This is a genomic window from Streptomyces roseochromogenus subsp. oscitans DS 12.976 (genome assembly GCF_000497445.1).
Classification (GTDB): Bacteria; Actinomycetota; Actinomycetes; order Streptomycetales; family Streptomycetaceae; genus Streptomyces; species Streptomyces oscitans.
The window spans coordinates 8,768,544-8,783,942 of the sequence record NZ_CM002285.1 but is presented as its reverse complement, the minus strand read 5'-3'; the positions used below and the strand labels follow the sequence as shown (position 1 = coordinate 8,783,942).

At 72.7% G+C, this 15,399-nt stretch carries 14 protein-coding genes and 2 pseudogenes; 7 read left to right on the top strand and 9 right to left on the bottom strand.

Annotation, left to right across the window (positions count from 1 at the left end):
- Window positions 1–287: 287 nt before the first annotated feature.
- Window positions 288–1,535: pseudogene (locus M878_RS95410) on the bottom strand (DUF6777 domain-containing protein); the annotation flags it as partial.
- Between the two features lie 189 nt (window positions 1,536–1,724).
- Between M878_RS95410 and M878_RS87695 the strand changes: the two are divergent.
- Window positions 1,725–2,999, top strand: coding sequence for a streptophobe family protein (locus M878_RS87695; protein WP_031227005.1), 1,275 nt, complete (start codon window positions 1,725–1,727; stop codon window positions 2,997–2,999).
- A gap of 181 nt (window positions 3,000–3,180) precedes the next feature.
- Here M878_RS87695 and M878_RS87690 read toward each other — a convergent pair whose 3' ends face one another.
- The 4 genes from M878_RS87690 to M878_RS87675 form a co-directional block, all read right to left on the bottom strand.
- Window positions 3,181–4,170, bottom strand: a complete 990-nt coding sequence (locus M878_RS87690; RefSeq protein WP_023553050.1) for a serine/threonine-protein kinase — start codon at window positions 4,168–4,170, stop codon at window positions 3,181–3,183.
- Window positions 4,170–4,721 carry a hypothetical protein gene (locus M878_RS87685; RefSeq protein ID WP_023553049.1) on the bottom strand — a complete coding sequence of 184 codons (552 nt, stop codon included), beginning with the start codon at window positions 4,719–4,721 and terminating at the stop codon, window positions 4,170–4,172. The genes M878_RS87690 and M878_RS87685 overlap by 1 nt, the downstream gene beginning before the upstream one ends.
- A gap of 18 nt (window positions 4,722–4,739) precedes the next feature.
- Complete coding sequence (locus M878_RS87680; protein ID WP_023553048.1) at window positions 4,740–7,079, bottom strand: ABC transporter ATP-binding protein/permease; 2,340 nt, start codon at window positions 7,077–7,079, stop codon at window positions 4,740–4,742.
- 116 nt (window positions 7,080–7,195) lie between these two features.
- Window positions 7,196–7,606 carry a hypothetical protein gene (locus M878_RS87675; RefSeq protein ID WP_023553047.1) on the bottom strand — a complete coding sequence of 137 codons (411 nt, stop codon included), beginning with the start codon at window positions 7,604–7,606 and terminating at the stop codon, window positions 7,196–7,198.
- A 308-nt stretch (window positions 7,607–7,914) separates the two neighbouring features.
- Between M878_RS87675 and M878_RS87670 the strand changes: the two genes are divergently transcribed.
- The 3 genes from M878_RS87670 to M878_RS87660 all read left to right on the top strand — a co-directional run bounded on the left by M878_RS87670 (window position 7,915) and on the right by M878_RS87660 (window position 9,373).
- A complete protein-coding gene (locus M878_RS87670) occupies window positions 7,915–8,316 on the top strand; it encodes a nuclear transport factor 2 family protein (RefSeq protein ID WP_023553046.1) in 402 nt (133 codons plus the stop codon).
- A 161-nt stretch (window positions 8,317–8,477) separates the two neighbouring features.
- A complete protein-coding gene (locus M878_RS87665; protein ID WP_158692838.1) occupies window positions 8,478–8,825 on the top strand; it encodes an SDR family NAD(P)-dependent oxidoreductase in 348 nt (115 codons plus the stop codon).
- Between the two features lie 86 nt (window positions 8,826–8,911).
- Entirely contained in the window at window positions 8,912–9,373 is a 462-nt protein-coding gene (locus tag M878_RS87660; protein ID WP_023553044.1) for a DUF5990 family protein, read from the top strand.
- Window positions 9,374–9,390: 17 nt separating this feature from the next.
- Here M878_RS87660 and mgrA read toward each other — a convergent pair whose 3' ends face one another.
- Window positions 9,391–10,383, bottom strand: a complete 993-nt coding sequence (gene mgrA / locus M878_RS87655) for an L-glyceraldehyde 3-phosphate reductase (RefSeq protein ID WP_023553043.1) — start codon at window positions 10,381–10,383, stop codon at window positions 9,391–9,393.
- Between the two features lie 111 nt (window positions 10,384–10,494).
- On the opposite strand from mgrA, the gene M878_RS87650 reads away from it, so the two are divergent.
- The 3 genes from M878_RS87650 (at window position 10,495) to M878_RS87640 (ending at window position 13,538) form a co-directional block, all read left to right on the top strand.
- Entirely contained in the window at window positions 10,495–11,421 is a 927-nt protein-coding gene (locus tag M878_RS87650) for a LysR family transcriptional regulator (RefSeq protein ID WP_023553042.1), read from the top strand.
- Window positions 11,422–11,488: 67 nt separating this feature from the next.
- Window positions 11,489–12,994 carry a carotenoid oxygenase family protein gene (locus M878_RS87645; protein ID WP_023553041.1) on the top strand — a complete coding sequence of 502 codons (1,506 nt, stop codon included), beginning with the start codon at window positions 11,489–11,491 and terminating at the stop codon, window positions 12,992–12,994.
- Window positions 12,995–13,022: 28 nt separating this feature from the next.
- Window positions 13,023–13,538, top strand: a complete 516-nt coding sequence (locus M878_RS87640; protein ID WP_031227004.1) for a mycothiol transferase — start codon at window positions 13,023–13,025, stop codon at window positions 13,536–13,538.
- On the opposite strand, the gene M878_RS87635 is transcribed toward M878_RS87640, so the two are convergent.
- The 3 genes and pseudogenes from M878_RS87635 to M878_RS49920 form a co-directional block, all read right to left on the bottom strand.
- Complete coding sequence (locus M878_RS87635) at window positions 13,520–14,599, bottom strand: adenosine deaminase (RefSeq protein ID WP_031227003.1); 1,080 nt, start codon at window positions 14,597–14,599, stop codon at window positions 13,520–13,522. The genes M878_RS87640 and M878_RS87635 overlap by 19 nt on opposite strands.
- Before the next feature lie 45 nt (window positions 14,600–14,644).
- Window positions 14,645–15,073, bottom strand: coding sequence for a VOC family protein (locus M878_RS87630; protein WP_023553038.1), 429 nt, complete (start codon window positions 15,071–15,073; stop codon window positions 14,645–14,647).
- Between the two features lie 135 nt (window positions 15,074–15,208).
- A pseudogene (locus tag M878_RS49920) lies at window positions 15,209–15,399 on the bottom strand (M56 family peptidase); the annotation flags it as partial.

Below are 15,399 nucleotides of genomic sequence, written 5' to 3'. Positions count from 1 at the left end.
CCGAGCCGGGCTCGGCAGTCCCCCGAGGCGTTCGCGGACCGCGCACAGTGGCGATGGTCACGCTGCCCCGAGGCCACGGCCCCTCACGGCGAGGGCGACACCTGGGACTCCTGCTGGGTGGGCGCGAGCGACGACTCGCCGGGCGTCCCGGGGGTCACTGGGCCGGGCGCGGACTGCTCCGCGGACGGCGGCGCGGAGGTGGCCGGCTGCTGCGTCGACTGCCGGGGCGAGCTCGCCGACGACTGCTGGGCGGAGCTCTCGGTCGGCTTCGCGCTCGACGGTGAGCCTGCGGACGGTGATGCAGGCCCGGCGGACGAGGTCTCGGTCGACGCCGGCTGCGACGCAGGTGTCGTGGACTCCGGTGACTTCGATTCCGTCGACTCCGACGGTGAGGGCGACGAAGGCGAGAACGACGGGGACGAACTCGACGATGACGGGGATGAGGACGAGGAAGGCGAAGCGGACGACGAGGAGGAACTCGGCGAGGACGAAGACGATGACGAGGATGGCGACGACGTCGACGTCGACGGGCTCGGCTTGCCCGACGTGGAGCGGCAGGGCGACGGCGTGGCGCCCGGCGTCCCGGTCGCACCCGGTGGCGCGCACGGCGGCAGGTTCCACGGGTGCGGGAACTCGGGCGGCCTGGCGTGCTGGTCGTGCCTGCCGTCGTAGTCACCGCGGTGGCGGTGGATCCAGTCGTCGTGGTGGGAGTCGTAGAGCACGAAGACGTTGATGATCGTCGGCGCCGGGGTCACCACGATCACGTTCGAGGGCCGGTACGCCGACCAGGGGGTGCCCACGAGTTTCGGCGCGGCCTTCTGGGCGACCGGCGGGTTCAGCGGGTTGCCGCAGGCGCAGCGCACGCGGGGTACGCCTTGGCTGTCGACCAGCACGGCGGTGCCCGCCTGGAGCACCGACTGGTAGCTGGTGGCCGCGCCGTTGCGGTAGCCGTGGTTGGTGACGCGGGTGTCGACGCGCAGCTGCACCGGGGTCAGCGAGCGCAGGTACGCCGGCACACCGGACGGCTGGACGCCGGCCACGGAGGCGAAGGCCTTCTCCTTGCCCGGGTCGGTCTGGAAGAACTTGATCTGCTTCTCGACGTCACAGGCGGGAGCGCTCTGGGTACCGCCGTAAAGGCCCGGCGCCCCGCCTTCCACGCCCTGCACCGCGTTGGCCGTGCCGGTGGCCGCGGCGGAGGCGGAGGGCGGCGGTGGAGCGGAGCTCTGCTGGGCGGTCGACTCCGTGAACGGGTCCTGGCCGCTGCTGCTCGCGGACTGCAGGAAGACCTCGCCGCCCTTGGCGGAGGATCCGCCACCCGGACGGGTGAAGACCACCGCGAGAGCCACGGCCGCGACGACGGCCGCGGAGAGGGCTGCCACGCGAGGAACGGACTTCCACCACGGCCCGTGCGGCCCCTTGGCCCCGGCGCCCGGCGGTTGGCCGGGCGGCGGTCCGGAGGGGGGACGGGAGGAGCCCGACAGCGGGCCGGAGGGCGGCCCGGTCGGGCGGCCGGAAGACGGAGGTTCGGCGCTCACGAGCACTTCTTCCCGTCGCGATCGCCGCATTGCGCGGCGGAATGCGCGGCTTATCTCGGTCAAGTCCCGTTTAGTGCATTCGGCTGCACATTGATCCCATTGTGTGTCCCAGTGCGGTCGGGCTCGCAAGCCGACGCGGACGGCCCACTCGGCGGGCGGGGTGCCGGGCGGCTGCTTAGCGTGTCAACCGTGAGCGCTCCCACCGTCTCCGTGCGGCCCGCCGCCCGCCACGGCTGGGCTCGGGCCGTGGCCGCCGTGCTGACCGGGCTGGCCGTCATGGTGCTGGTGGCGGCGCTCGGGCTGTGGGCGGCCGGCGCGGCGGACCTGCCGGACGGCGCGTTCCCGAGGGTGGTGGCCGCGGCCCTGGTCACGGCGGTCGGCGGCAGCGTGGAACTCTCCGGCAACGCGGGTGCGCTGGCGCAGACGCACGCCGGGCTCACGGTGATCCCGCTGTCGGTCACCCTCGCCGGTGCCCTGGTGATCGGCGCGGGTTTCCTGCGCCCGCTACGGCACCGGGCGGTGGCCTCGGCCGGGGAGCTGGCCGGCTGGGCCGCCCGGATCGCGGTGCTGTGGCTGCTCGCGCTGATCGGCCTGGCCCTCGCCGCCCGGCAGACCTTCGCCGTGGACGTGGGCAGCGGCACCCTCAGCGATCTGACCGGGCTGTTCGACGCGGCGCCGAAGGTCGGGTTCACCACGGACCTGCCGCTGACGGTGCTGTTCGGCCTGCTGTGGCTGGCCGGAGTGCTGGTGCTGGCGCTGCTGGTCGCGCGCGGGGCGCCCCTGCCGGGGCGGTTGCTGCGCCTCCAGGAGTCGGTGCGCCCCGCCGCGCACGCGATGGTGGAGCTGCTGCTCGCCTATGTCGTCATCGGCCTGGTGACGGCGCTGCTCACAGCGGCCACCCGCGGGCACGTCGCCACCACGTTCGCGCTGATCCTGCTCGGCCTGCCCAACCTCATGTGGCTGGCCCTCACGCTCGGCCTGGGGGCGACCTGGAACGGTCGCGTGTCCGGCCCGTTCGGGCTGCCGATGCCGCACATCCTGGACGAGATCCTGCGCACCCCCGACGTCTCCGCGCTGAATCTGCGCTCGCTCACCGCCTACGACGGCCGGATGTGGTGGCTGGCGCTCATGGCCGCGCTGCTGCTGCTCGCCGTCGCCTTCCGGATGGCGGTCCGCTCCCCGGCCCGGATCCAGCCGTGGCAGCACGCCGTGCGTCTGGCCGTGGCGCTGGCGCTGACGATGCTGATGATCTGTCTGACGGGCCGGGTCTCGGCGCACTACGGCCTCTCCCTGCTCGGCATCGGCGACCTGGGCGGCGGGCTGTCCGGGGAGCTGTTCCTCAAGCCCCGGCTGTGGCAGGCGGTGGGCCTGGGCGCGCTGTGGGGACTTGTCGCCGGGTTCCTGGGCGGTCTGCTGGCGCGGCCGGTGCAGCGGCACGGCGAGGTGAGCGGGCCTGCGGACTGAGCGGACCCAGGGCTCTTCTTCCGGATCAGGCCGGTTTCGGGCGACAGTGCCTTGGAGCCGAGCCGAGCGGGGTCTGGTGCGTGCAGCTGCAAGGCACAGGAGGGAGTCGACGAGAGGCCGTAGGGACGTGAGCGGGCCTGGGGACGTGAGCAAGTCCGCAGGCGTGGGCAGTCAGCCGGCCTTACGGCGGGAACACCGGGTCGGCCCAGTGCGGGGGACTCTGGGCCTCGGTCGCCGTGTGGTCCGTCTCCGTGTCGGCCTCCGCCGCCGGGCGGACCTGGGCCGGGCCGGGAGCGGGCGCCGTGGCGGCGCGCAGGGCGGCGACGAAGGCGAGGCAGGTGGCGTGGCGGGCGTCCGGGGACTTGGCGAGGGCCTGGGCGAAGACCGGGTCCACGGCCGGGGGAAGCTCGGGGCGGGCCTCGCTCGGCGGGGGCGGGTCGTCGAACTGGTGGGCCCAGAGCAGGGCCATGTCGTCCTCGCGCTGGAACGGGGGCCGGCCGGCGAGGCTCTCGTAGACGACGCAGGCCAGGCCGTAGACGTCACAGCGGCCGTCCACCGGGCGGCCGGAGATCTGCTCGGGGGCCACGTAGTCGAGGGTGCCGACGAACTGGCCGACGCTGGTGAAGCCGGTCAGGGACAGCGACTTCTTGGTGAGCCCGAAGTCGGTGAGGTACACGTGCTCGGGGTGGTCGCTGTCGATGCCCTCGGCGATCAGGATGTTGCCCGGCTTGACGTCCCGGTGCACCAGTCCGTGCTCGTGGGCGGCGTCCAGGGCGGAGGCCACCTGCGCGGCGATCCGCACGACGTGCGGCAGCGGCAGCGGTCCGCGCAGGTCGAGGAGGCGGCGCAGGTCGCTGCCGGGGACGTACCGCATGGCGATGTAGAGCACGCCGTCGGTCTCGCCGGCCTCGAAGACCGGCACGATGTGCGGGTGGTCGATCGCGGCGGCCACCTGGGACTCGTGGATGAAGCGTTTGCGGAAGGTGTCGTTGCGGGCGAGTTCGGGGGCGAGCAGCTTGAGGGCGACCGTGCGGTCCAGGCGCAGGTCGCGGGCGCGGAAGACGACGGCCATGCCGCCGCGCCCGATCTCGCTCTCGACCAGGTAGTTCGCGACCTGCCGGCCGATGAGTTCCGAGGGCCGGCCGGAGAACAGGCTGGTCTGGCGCGCCATCAGCGCTCACCTTCCGGAGCGACCAGCCGGGTCGGGGCGTGCCCGGTGTCCTCCTCGCCGGTGACCTCCCGGTCGGTGGCGTAGGTGGTCAGCCTCCGTCCGTCGCCGTAGACCCAGCGGCCCTCCTCGGGGTCGTACAGCCACATGGCCTCCCCGTCGACGACGATCCCGAGCCTGAGGCCGCGGGTGCGGTCCTCGAAGTCCTCGCCGTCCAGCGTGCCGGCCGCCAGTTCCTCCACCGCGGACCGGTAGTCGGCCAGGGCTTGTCCGGCGCGGGTCAGCAGGGGCAGCGGATCGGCGGTGCCGCCGGCGCCCTCGGTGGCGGGCGGGTCCTCCGGTACGGCGACGAGCCGGCGGCCGTCGACCCAGGCGCCCCAGCCGTTGGAGCAGCGGACGTACGCCCAGTCGCCGCGCCGCTCCACCAGCTCGACCGGCAGCAGCGGGTCGAGGGGCACGGTGGGCCGGGCCGGGTCGGGGGCCTCCCAGGCGGGCAGGCCGCGCCGCGGCACGACGTGCGTGGGCTGGAATCCGGGACTGGGCGCTTTGCTCATCGTGCCGGCACCTCCCGCCTACTTCCGCATCACGGCGGGCTCGTGCCGGCGCAGCAGCCGGGCGACCGCGAGCCCGTAGAGGACGCAGAGCACCACCAGCATGGCCATGTCGAGCAGCCAGACGCCCGTCGAGTGCCGGAAGAGGGGGTCGGCGGTCAGCGGGCCGGGCACGATCCTGGACAGTCCGATCGTGCCGGCCATGGCGCCGAGCGCCCAGCGGGAGGGCACGAGCCAGGACAGCTGCTCCAGGCCGGGCACGCCGTTGAGCCTGAGCAGGGTTCCGCAGAACACCACCTGGACGATGGCGAGCAGCACCAGCAGCGGCATCGTCATCTCCTCCTTGCGGGCCAGCGCGGAGACCAGCAGGCCGAGCGTCATCGCGGTGAACGCGAGCAGGGCGAGGGCCAGGGTGATCTCGACCAGCGGCGGCAGCAGGACGCCCTTGCCGCCGGGGGCGTTCAGGTCGACGCCGAGGAGGGCCACCAGGGTGAGGACCACGGCCTGGGCGATGCTGATGGTGCCGAGCACCACGATCTTGGACATCAGATAGGCCGAACGGGGCAGGCCGACGGCGCGTTCGCGCTGGTAGACGACGCGTTCCTTGACGAGTTCGCGCACCGCGTTGGCGGCGCCGACCAGCACGGCGCCGACGCACAGCGTGAGCAGTGCGTTCATCGCGGTGTCCTGGGTGAGCCGGCTGCCCGCCACGGCGCGGGCCATGGCGCCCATGACGAACGGCAGGGCGATCATGACGAGCAGGAAGGTGCGGTCGGCGCTGAGGACGGCCGTGTAGCGGCGGACCAGAGTGCCGAGTTGGGCGCCCCAGCCGCGTGGGCGGGGAGGCGGCGCCGGGGAGACGGGGGCTGGGCCCGGGTGGTGGGGCTGGGTGGTGGCCTGGGCGACGTAGTGCCGGTGGAACGGCGACTCGCGGTACTCCCGCGCCCAGTCGCGGTCCGGGGCGCGCTCGAAGGCCTCGAAGGCCTCCGGCCACTGCTCGAAGCCGAAGAAGGCGAGGGCGTCGTCGGGCGGCCCGTAGTAGGCCACCTTGCCGCCAGGGGCGAGCACCAGGAGGCGGTCGCAGACACCGAGGCTGAGGACGCTGTGGGTGACCACGATGACCGTGCGGCCGTCGTCCGCGAGGCCGCGCAGCATGTTCATGACCGACCGGTCCATGCCGGGGTCGAGGCCCGAGGTCGGCTCGTCGAGGAAGAGCAGCGAGGGTTTGGTGAGCAGTTCCAGGGCCACGCTGACCCGCTTGCGCTGCCCGCCGGACAGGCTGTGCACGGGCTGGTCGGCGCGCTGTTCCAGGCCGATCTCCCGGATGACCTCGTCCACCCGGGCGCGCCGCTCGGCCGCGGCGGTGTCCTCGGGAAAGCGCAGTTCGGCGGCGTAGACGAGGGCGGCGCGCACGGTCAGCTGGGGGTGCAGGATGTCGTCCTGCGGGACCAGGCCGATGCGCTGGCGCAGCTCGGCGTAGTCGCGGTAGAGGTCGCGGCCGTCGTACAGGACGGTGCCGCGGTCGGCGGGCCGCTGTCCGGTCAGGGCGTTCAGCAGAGTGGACTTCCCGGCACCGCTCGGTCCGACCACCGCGAGCAGGCACTTCTCCCCCACCGGGAAGGACACGTGGTCGAGGAGCACCTTGCCGTCGCGGTCGACGACGACGGTGAGCTCCTGGACGTCGAGGGAGACCTCGCCGGTGTCGACGTACTCCTGGAGTTCGTCGCCGACCAGGCAGAACGCGGAGTGTCCGATGCCCACGATGTCGCCGGGGCCCACGGGTGCGCGAGTGATGGGCCGGCCGTTGAGGTAGGTGCCGTTGTGGCTGCCGAGGTCGACGATCTCGTACGTGCCGTCGGGATGGGCGCGCAGTTCGGCGTGGCGGCGGGAGACGATCAGGTCGTCCACCACGAGGTCGTTGTCGGCCGCCCGGCCGATGCGGACCGTGCGCGGGGGCAGCGGGCGGACGCTGCTGGGCCGGCGGAAGGTCCCGGTCAGCAGGGGCAGCGAGACCGCGCAGGGGCGGTCGGGGGCGGGCCGCGGGGCGTCGGCGAGGACCGCGCGGGGGCCGTCGGCGGGGTTGCCGAAGCGGATCACGCTGCCGGGGCGCACGCCCCACCGGTCGATCCTGTGGCCGTCGGCGTAGGTGCCGTTGGTGCTGTGCTGGTCGGTCAGGATCCAGTGATCGTGGTCGCAGCGCAGCACTGCGTGGTGCCACGAGACCCGGGCATCGTCGAAGACGATGTCGCTCAACGGGTCGCGACCGACGTGGTAGTCCTGGCCCGGGCTCATCACCGTGGAGCCCATGTCGGTCTCCAGCACGAGTTCAGACGCCGTCGGGGCGACCGGCCGCTCCGCCATGGCCAGATTGTACCGATTCGCTCACTTGTGCGCCCGATACCGAGGGGCGTCACCCCGATCACCCCAGGGGGCATCCCGTGGATCGACCGAGGCGGCGACGCCCCGCTCCACACGTGTCAGGCGACGGGCACGACGAGCGCGGGCAGGGTGCGCTGCATGCGCAGCGCGTCGACGGACTCGGCAAGCAGTTCGTACTCGGTGGTGTCGTCGCTGGCCGCGATCCGCACCAGGCGCCCGCCCGACAGCTCGTCGGCCACCCGCTCCTGGCGGACGTCGTCGGCGCACCAGGCGCGCAGCAGCGCGGGCACGTCGGCCACCGTCTCCGCGACCGACACCAGCGCGCCCGCCGGGAAGGCGGGGTCCTCGGGGCTGGGGTCGAGGCGCTCGGCGATCCAGGACGCCCGGTCCCGCAGCCACCACAGGGCCAGGGCCAGCGTCGGCGCGCGATAGGTGCCGAGCGGTACTCCGATGCGCCGGCCGTCGCACATGCCGTACGCCGTGACATGGCACAGGAATTCGTCGTGCACGCCTCACTCCCCCGTCGCCTCTTCAGGTGTGCCGGCCTGGGCCGTGCGGCTCCTGTGCGGTGAAGTGCCCCTGGCGTTCGAGTATCGCCACTGCCGAAACACTGTCACCATGACTTTCCGGCCAGTCTGTTGGCATATTCCCCGTCCATTTCTGACCGGAATGCACCGGCGCGGGCGGGCACTTGGGCATGACCAGGCAGGTAATCGACCCGCCCCTCAGCCCTCCGGCATGGTGGTCACACCGGATCGGCGAAACCCCGGATCCGGCTCCGCCCAGCAGTTACGACCTCGATGGAGGCTGATTCACCATGTCCGTGAACACCGACCGTTACGAGAGCGCCGCCGCCCGTTACTTCGAGGCCTGGAACGCCACCGAGCCGGAGGCGCTGAAGAAGGCGGTCGCCGCCGCATGGACCGTGGACGGCGGCTACACCGACCCCCTCGCCGACGTCCGCGGCCACGAGGGCATCGCGGCCGTGATCACGGCGGCCCACGAGCAGTTCCCCGGGTTCGTCTTCCGCCCGCTCGGCGCGGTGGACGGGCACCACGACACCGCGCGCTTCGGCTGGGAGCTGGTGAGCGAGGCTGGGGGTACCCCCTCTGGGGAAGTCTCGGCGCCGGTGGCCGGGTTCGACGTCGTCACGCTGGACGAGGAGGGCCGTATCCGGCAGGTGCTGGGCTTTCTGGACCGAGTGCCGGCGACTGCCTGACACCGCCCGGCCGGCGATGAGTTCCGCCGCGCGCGGCGGTCTGTCCAACAGCCCCCGCCAGCCCCCGCACTCCGGTTCCGGTGCCGCGTCCACCGCGGCGGAAGTGACCGAGGGCATCGACCTGACCGGCGGGGCCGGGCGGAGGGGTGCGAGCCTTCTCCGTGCACCCTGGCCAGATCGCCGACACCGGTCTCGCCAAGCCCCTCACCAGGGAGGCCCTGCGGGCGGCCGGTGCCCTCGACGCTCAGGGCCGCCCGGTGCGCGCCCCTGCCCGGCAGCAGAAGACCGTCGCGCAGGGAGCGGCGACCAGCGTGTGGTGCGCCACCAGTCGGCAGCTCGCTGGATTGGGCGGGGTCTGCTGCGAGAACTGCGGCATCAGCCCCTTGGTGGCCCCGGAGGACGAGGCCGGGTGGCGGGCAGAGCCCGGGCTGCCCGGCATGCTGCCCTACCCTGCCGGCCCGGAGGCGGTGGCCCGGCCGTGGGAGGTCAGCGAACGGCTCACGGGCTGAGGGCCACGCCGGCTCCCCGGCGCCGGAATGAAGGAAGGACAGACGGAAGGAGTGTCCGGCTCTCCCGCCTCGCCCACACTGGTGGCATGCACCTGCGCATCGAAGGCCATACCCTGCCCGGCCGCGACTGCGGGCCCGGGCCCGGTTTCCCCGGGGTCAGCGGGATCGAGGTCGCGGTCCAGCGCAAGGACCGGCCCGCCGAGCTGCTCGATCCACAGCCCGGCGACGCCCCGACGGCGACATGGACGCTCCCCTGTACGTTCACCGCCGACGGCGAGCTGCGCGGCCCGTACGTGCAGAACCGGCTCGGCGGACGCTTCGTCTACCTCTCCTGGGCCGGCAGGCAGCCGAAGGAGGAAGCGTCCCGGATGGTCCGGCGCGCCAAGCTGATGCTCGCCGACGTTCCGCCGGAGGTCCTCGCCGAGGCACGGCGGCGCGGTGCGCTGGTGGGCCGGCTCGCCCTGACCGACGCCAAGGGCCATCCGCTGTGCGGGCGGGTGGTGCCCCCGGCGATCGTCTGGAGTGCGGGCGAGCCGTCTCAGCTGTGAGCCCCCTCATGGCGGGCCTACGGCCTGACGATCGCGTCGATCCGGGCCAGTTCCTCGGCGTCGAAGTCCAGGTTGCGGAGGGTGCCGACGCTGTCCTCGAGCTGCTGCGGGCTGCTCGCGCCGACCAGTGCGGAGGTGACCCGGCCGCCGCGCAGCACCCAGGCCAGAGCCAGCTGGGCCAGGGTCTGGCCGCGGGACTTGGCGATCTCGTCCAGGGCGCGCAGCCGGCCGACCAGCTCCTCGGTGACGGCGTCCGAGTCGAGGAAGGGGCTGTCGCTCGCGGCCCGGGAGTCCTCGGGGATGCCGTCGAGGTAGCGGCCGGTGAGCAGGCCCTGCTCCAGCGGTGAGTAGACGATGGAGCCGACCTGGAGTGCGTCCAGGGCGTCGAGCAGCCCCTCGTCCTCGGGGCGCCGGTCGAGCATCGAGTAGCGCGGCTGGTGGATGAGGAGCGGGGTGCCGAGGTCGGCGAGGATCCGGGCGGCCTCACGGGTCTGCTCCGCCGAGTAGTTGGAGACACCGACATAGAGCGCCTTGCCCTGCTGCACCGCGCTGTGCAGGGCACCCATCGTCTCCTCCAGCGGAGTGTCCGGGTCGGGGCGGTGCGAGTAGAAGATGTCGACGTGGTCCAGGCCCATCCGCGTGAGGCTCTGGTCGAGCGAGGACAGCAGGTACTTGCGCGAGCCCCATTCACCGTACGGGCCGGGCCACATGAGATAGCCGGCCTTGGTGGAGATGACCAGCTCGTCGCGGTACGGCGCGAAGTCGGCCCGCAGGGCCGCACCGAGCGCGGACTCGGCGGCGCCGGGCGGCGGGCCGTAGTTGTTGGCGAGGTCGAAGTGGGTGATGCCCAGGTCGAAGGCGCGGCGCAGGATGGCCCGCTGGGTCTCAGCGGGCCGGTCCGGGCCGAAGTTGTGCCACAGGCCGAGGGACAGCGCGGGGAGCATCAGTCCGCTGCGTCCGGTGCGCCGGTAGGGCATGTCGGCGTAACGGTCGGGGTGTGCGGTGTACAACGCGACTCCAGAGGGGTTGGTACACGATCTACCCGCGCCACTCTTCCGCGTGCCGCGCACAGTGGTCCAACAGAAGAATCCGATGAAATTCAGCGACTAGGCTGCTCAATCATGGAACTGCGTCATCTCCAGCACTTCGTCGCCGTCGCCGAGGACCAGCATTTCACCCGGGCCGCCGAACGTCTGATGGTGTCCCAGTCCGGGCTGTCGGCGTCGATCAGGGCGCTGGAGCGGGAGCTGCGGGCGCCGTTGTTCGTGCGGACCACCCGCCGGGTGGCGCTCACCGAGGCGGGGCGGGCGCTGCTGGTGGAGGCCGAGCGGATCCTGGCGCAGGTGCGCTCGGCGCACGAGGCGGTGGCGGCGGTGCAGGGCGTGCTGCGCGGCACGCTGGCGCTGGGTACGGAGCAGTGCATCGCCGGGGTGCATGTGGCACGGATGCTGGCCGCGTTCCGGGGCCGGCACCCGGATGTGGAGATCCGGCTGCGGCAGGCCGGTTCGGGCGCGCTGGCCGAGGAGGTCGGGGCCGGCCGGCTCGACCTCGCCTTCGCCTATCGCACCCAGGCGGACACCGACCAGCTGCGTTCGGTGCCGCTGACGAGCGAACCGATGACCGTGCTGTGCCACCCCGGGCACCGGCTGGCCGCGGCCGGCGCGGTGCTGACCCCGCAGGACCTGGCCGGTGAGGTCTTCGTGGACTTCCATCCTGACTGGGGCCCGCGCCGCACCACGGACGCCGCGTTCGCCGCAGCCGGTGTCCGGCGCACGGTCGCGCTGGAGGTCAACGACGTGCACAGCCTGCTGGACCTGGTGGACGAGAACCTGGGGATCGCGGTCGTACCCCGGCACTTCCGGCACAAGCGGCCCTCGCTCACGGCGCGGCCGCTGAAGGGCACGGGCGAGGCGGAGTACGCGACCGTGGCTCTGCTGCCGCCGGACCGGGCCACCAGTCCCGCCGCCCGGGCGCTGGTCACCCTCCTGGAAACAGGGGGTGGGGCAGGGGGCCTGGCACCACCCCAGGACGGGCCCCAGACCTCCTGATTCCGGCCGCCCGCCGCCGCAGACTCAAGACCGTCAGGCAGGGCGACGACGGCCGGGAGGACAGATCATGGCGGAACAGACACGACGGACCGTGCTGCGCGGGACGGCCGGACTCGCGGCGGCGGGCGCACTCACCGGCCTGGGCACCGGCCCGGCGGCGGCCCGTCCCGCAGCAACGGTGACGAAGCATCACCATCCGTTCCTGGAGGGGGCGTTCGCACCGGTAACCGAGGAACTGACCGCGTTCGACCTGCCGGTGACCGGCCGCATCCCGCGCGAGCTGAACGGCCGCTTCCTGCGCAACGGCCCGAACGTGCTCGGCCTGGAGGATCCCCGGGCCCATCACTGGATGCTCGGCGAGGGCATGGTGCACGGGGTCCGGCTGTGCGACGGAAAGGCCGAGTGGTACCGCAACCGCTGGGTGCGCTCCTCACAGGTCGCGAAGAAGCTGGGCGAACCGTACCCGGGTCCGGTCCCGCCGGACGACTTCCCGTGCAACACCCATGTGATCCCCTACCGGGGCCGGATCCTCGCGCTGCAGGAGAGCGGCCCGCTGCCGTACGAACTCGACGGCGAGCTGGGCACGGTGGGCCCGTACGACTTCAAGGGCACCCTGGAAGCCGCGTTCACCGCGCACACCAAGTTCGACGCGCACGTCGGCGAGCTGCACGCGATCGCCTACTACCCGGCCTGGGACCACATCCGGCACATGGTGGTGGCTCCCTCGGGGCGCGTCACCCGCACCACCCGGATCCCGATGCCGGACGCGCCGATGGTGCATGACTTCGCGCTCACCGAGCGGCACGTCGTCGTCATCGACGTCCCGGTCACCTTCGACCCCGCCGCGGCCGGGCGCGGTGAACCGGTGCCGTACATCTGGAACCGGGAACACCCCACGCGCGTGGGCGTCATGCGGCGTCACGGCGGCCCTGTGCGCTGGTTCGAGATCGACCCCGTCTTCTACTCGCACACGCTCAACGCCTACGACGAGGGCGGCCGCGTGGTGGTCGACATGACGACCTACCCGGCGCCGTTCTACGTCGCCGGACGTGGCTCGGGCGGCCCGTACGCGGCGGGAACCGCGCAACTGGAGCGGTGGACGATCGACCTGCGCCAAGGGCGGGTACGGCAGCGGGTGCTGGACGACCGGCCGCAGGAATTCCCGCGCGTGAACGAGTCGTTGGTGTCGCGCCGGCACCGCTACGGCTACACGGCGGCGGCCGCCGAGCTGACGGCCGCCTGTCTGACGCCGGTCGGCGGCACCCCACCCGACGCCGCCTTCTCCAACGCGCTCGTCAAGCACGACCTGCTGCGCGGCGCCACCGAGGTGCACCGGCTGCCGAGGGGCGCGGCGGCGGGCGAGGCGGTGTTCGTACCGCGCGACGCGGCCGGCCACCGGGCGGCGGCCGAGGACGACGGGTATGCGCTCGCATACGTGCACAACCCGGACCGGGGCGCGGCCGACCTGGTGATCCTCGCGGCGCAGGACTTCACCGGGGAGCCGGTGGCGCGGGTCCATCTGCCGGGGCGGGTGCCGCTCGGTTTCCACGGGAGCTGGATTCCGGACGCATGAGCGCCCGCGGTTTGGGATGGTGGACTCCATGCACGCAAAGGACATCCTCATCGACGGCTACAGCCGCATCCAGGAAGAAGTCCATGCCGCCCTCGACGGCCTCGGACCGGACGAGCTGAACCACCGCCCCGCGCCCGACGCCAACTCCATCGCCTGGCTGGTCTGGCACCTGACCCGGGTGCAGGACGACCACATCGCCGACGCCTTCGACCTCGACCAGGTGTGGCTGGGCCAGGGCTGGGAGAAGCGCTTCGGCCTCGATCTGCCGCCCCGTGACCACGGGTACGGGCACACCCCCGCGAAGGTCGCCAAGGTCACCGTCGACTCCGCCGACCTGCTGACCGGCTACTACGACGCCGTCCACGAGCAGACCCTCGGCCGGCTGCGCTCACTCGCCGCCAAGGATCTGGAACGCGTCGTGGACGAGCGCTGGGACCCCCCGGTCACGCTCGGGGTGCGCCTGGTGAGCGTCCTGTCCGACGACCTTCAGCACATCGGACAGGCCGCCTACCTCAGGGGGCTCCTTCAGAGCGCCGCCGCGTAACCCGGCAGGACGACGTCCTCGATGAGGGCCTTGCGCTCGTCGAACGGGATGAACGCGCTCTTGACGGCATTCACCGTGACCGTGCGCAGGTCCTCGACCGTCCAGCCGGCCTCCTCCACCAGCAGGGACATCTCCCGGGTCATCGTCGTGCCCGACACCAGACGGTTGTCGGTGTTGAGGGTGACCCGGAAGCCCAGGTCCTTCAGGGCCGTGATCGGGTGCTCGGCGATCGAGGTGGCACAGCCGGTCTGCAGGTTGGAGGTCGGGCACATCTCCAGGGCGATCCGGCGGTCGCGCACCCAGGACGCGAGCCGGCCGAGCTTGCCGGCCGCGAGGTCGGGGATGTCCTCGGTGAGGCGCACGCCGTGGCCGATGCGCTGGGCGCCGCACACCTGCAGGGCCTGGTGGATGCTGGGCAGGCCGTGCGCCTCACCGGCGTGGATGGTGAAGGGCACGCTCTCGCGGCGCAGGTGCTCGAAGGCGGCCAGGTGGTCGGCGGGCGGGAAGCCGTCCTCGGCGCCCGCGATGTCGAAGCCGACGACACCGGCGTCCCGGTAGGCCACGGCCAGGTCGGCGGCCTCACGGACGCGGTCGAACATCCGCATCCCGCACAGCAGGGTGCCCACCCGGACCGGGGTACCGGCGGCGGCCGCCTTGGCCATACCGGCGGCGAGGCCCTCCTGGACGGTCTCCACGACCTCGCTGAGCGACAGCCCGCCCTGGATGTTCAGCTCGGGGGCATAGCGCACCTCGGCGTAGACCACACCGTCGGCGGCGAGGTCCAGCACATACTCCTCGGCGGTGCGCAGCAGGCCCTCGCGGGTCTGCATGACGGCGAGGGTGTGCTCGAAGGTGGCTATGTAGCGGACCAGGTCGCCGGAGTTGGCGGCCTCGAAGTACCAGGCGGCCAGCTCGTCGGGGTCGGTGGTGGGCAGGGTGTGGCCGATCTCCGCGGCGAGTTCGACGACGGTGGCGGGACGCAGGCCGCCGTCGAGGTGGTCGTGCAGCACGGCCTTGGGCAGGCGGCGGATCACTTCGGCATCTACGCGCGTAGCAGTCATGACGGGTCTTTCCTTGAGCAGGCGGTTCAAAGCGGCGAAGAGGGGTCAGCCGGCGGGCTGGAGCAGGTCCCAGCGGTTGCCGTACAGGTCCTGGAAGACGGCGACCGTGCCGTACGGCTCGTGCCGCGGCTCCTCCAGGAAGGTCACGCCGGCCGCCGCCATCCGGGCGTGGTCGCGGTCGAAGTCGTCGGTGTGCAGGAAGAACCCGACGCGGCCGCCGGTCTGGTCGCCGACGCGGGACCGCTGGGCCTCGTCCTTGGCGCGAGCGAGGAGCAGTCCGGTGCCGGCCAGGGCTGCGCTCTGGCCGTTCTGGCCGTTCCGGCTCTCCGGGCGGCCCGGCTCCACGACGACCCAGCGGGAGCCGTCGGGGCGCGGGGCGTCCTCGGCCAGCCGGAAGCCGAGGGCCTCGGTGTAGAAGCGGATGGCCTCGTCGTAGTCGTCAACGACGAGGGTGACCAGGGCGACGCGTCGCATGGGACCTTCCGGTGATCGGACCTTCCGGTGGGGGTGGTTAGCGGGTGAGGTTATACGTAAAACCTCATGCGCGCCAGTCATGGTTCTACGCGCGTTTCCGTGCGGCTTCGACGGGATGTTCGCGGACGCCGGGTGTCAGCGCCCCTCGTCGCCCTGGGCGACCTCCACCCGGTGGTGGAAGTCGGCCATGCCGACGGCCGAGGCCAGGCAGGAGACGGCGGTGCAGGCGATGAGCAGGCCGGCGATCGTACGGCCGGCCCGGGCGGCCCGGGGCACGTAAGGCGCGGCCAGCAGGGCCTGGACGCGCTGCGGGACGGGGCCCGTGG

What these genes read in the sequence shown, in the direction of transcription:
- M878_RS87690 (WP_023553050.1), bottom strand. Translation starts at nt 4,170, where the DNA reads ATGGCGCGCCAGACCAGCCTGTTCTCCGGCCGGCCCTCGGAACTCATC.
- M878_RS87685 (WP_023553049.1), bottom strand. Translation starts at nt 4,721, where the DNA reads ATGAGCAAAGCGCCCAGTCCCGGATTCCAGCCCACGCACGTCGTGCCG.
- M878_RS87680 (WP_023553048.1), bottom strand. Translation starts at nt 7,079, where the DNA reads ATGGCGGAGCGGCCGGTCGCCCCGACGGCGTCTGAACTCGTGCTGGAG.
- M878_RS87670 (WP_023553046.1), top strand. Translation starts at nt 7,915, where the DNA reads ATGTCCGTGAACACCGACCGTTACGAGAGCGCCGCCGCCCGTTACTTC.
- M878_RS87660 (WP_023553044.1), top strand. Translation starts at nt 8,912, where the DNA reads ATGCACCTGCGCATCGAAGGCCATACCCTGCCCGGCCGCGACTGCGGG.
- M878_RS87650 (WP_023553042.1), top strand. Translation starts at nt 10,495, where the DNA reads ATGGAACTGCGTCATCTCCAGCACTTCGTCGCCGTCGCCGAGGACCAG.
- M878_RS87645 (WP_023553041.1), top strand. Translation starts at nt 11,489, where the DNA reads ATGGCGGAACAGACACGACGGACCGTGCTGCGCGGGACGGCCGGACTC.
- M878_RS87640 (WP_031227004.1), top strand. Translation starts at nt 13,023, where the DNA reads ATGCACGCAAAGGACATCCTCATCGACGGCTACAGCCGCATCCAGGAA.
- M878_RS87635 (WP_031227003.1), bottom strand. Translation starts at nt 14,599, where the DNA reads ATGACTGCTACGCGCGTAGATGCCGAAGTGATCCGCCGCCTGCCCAAG.
- M878_RS87630 (WP_023553038.1), bottom strand. Translation starts at nt 15,073, where the DNA reads ATGCGACGCGTCGCCCTGGTCACCCTCGTCGTTGACGACTACGACGAG.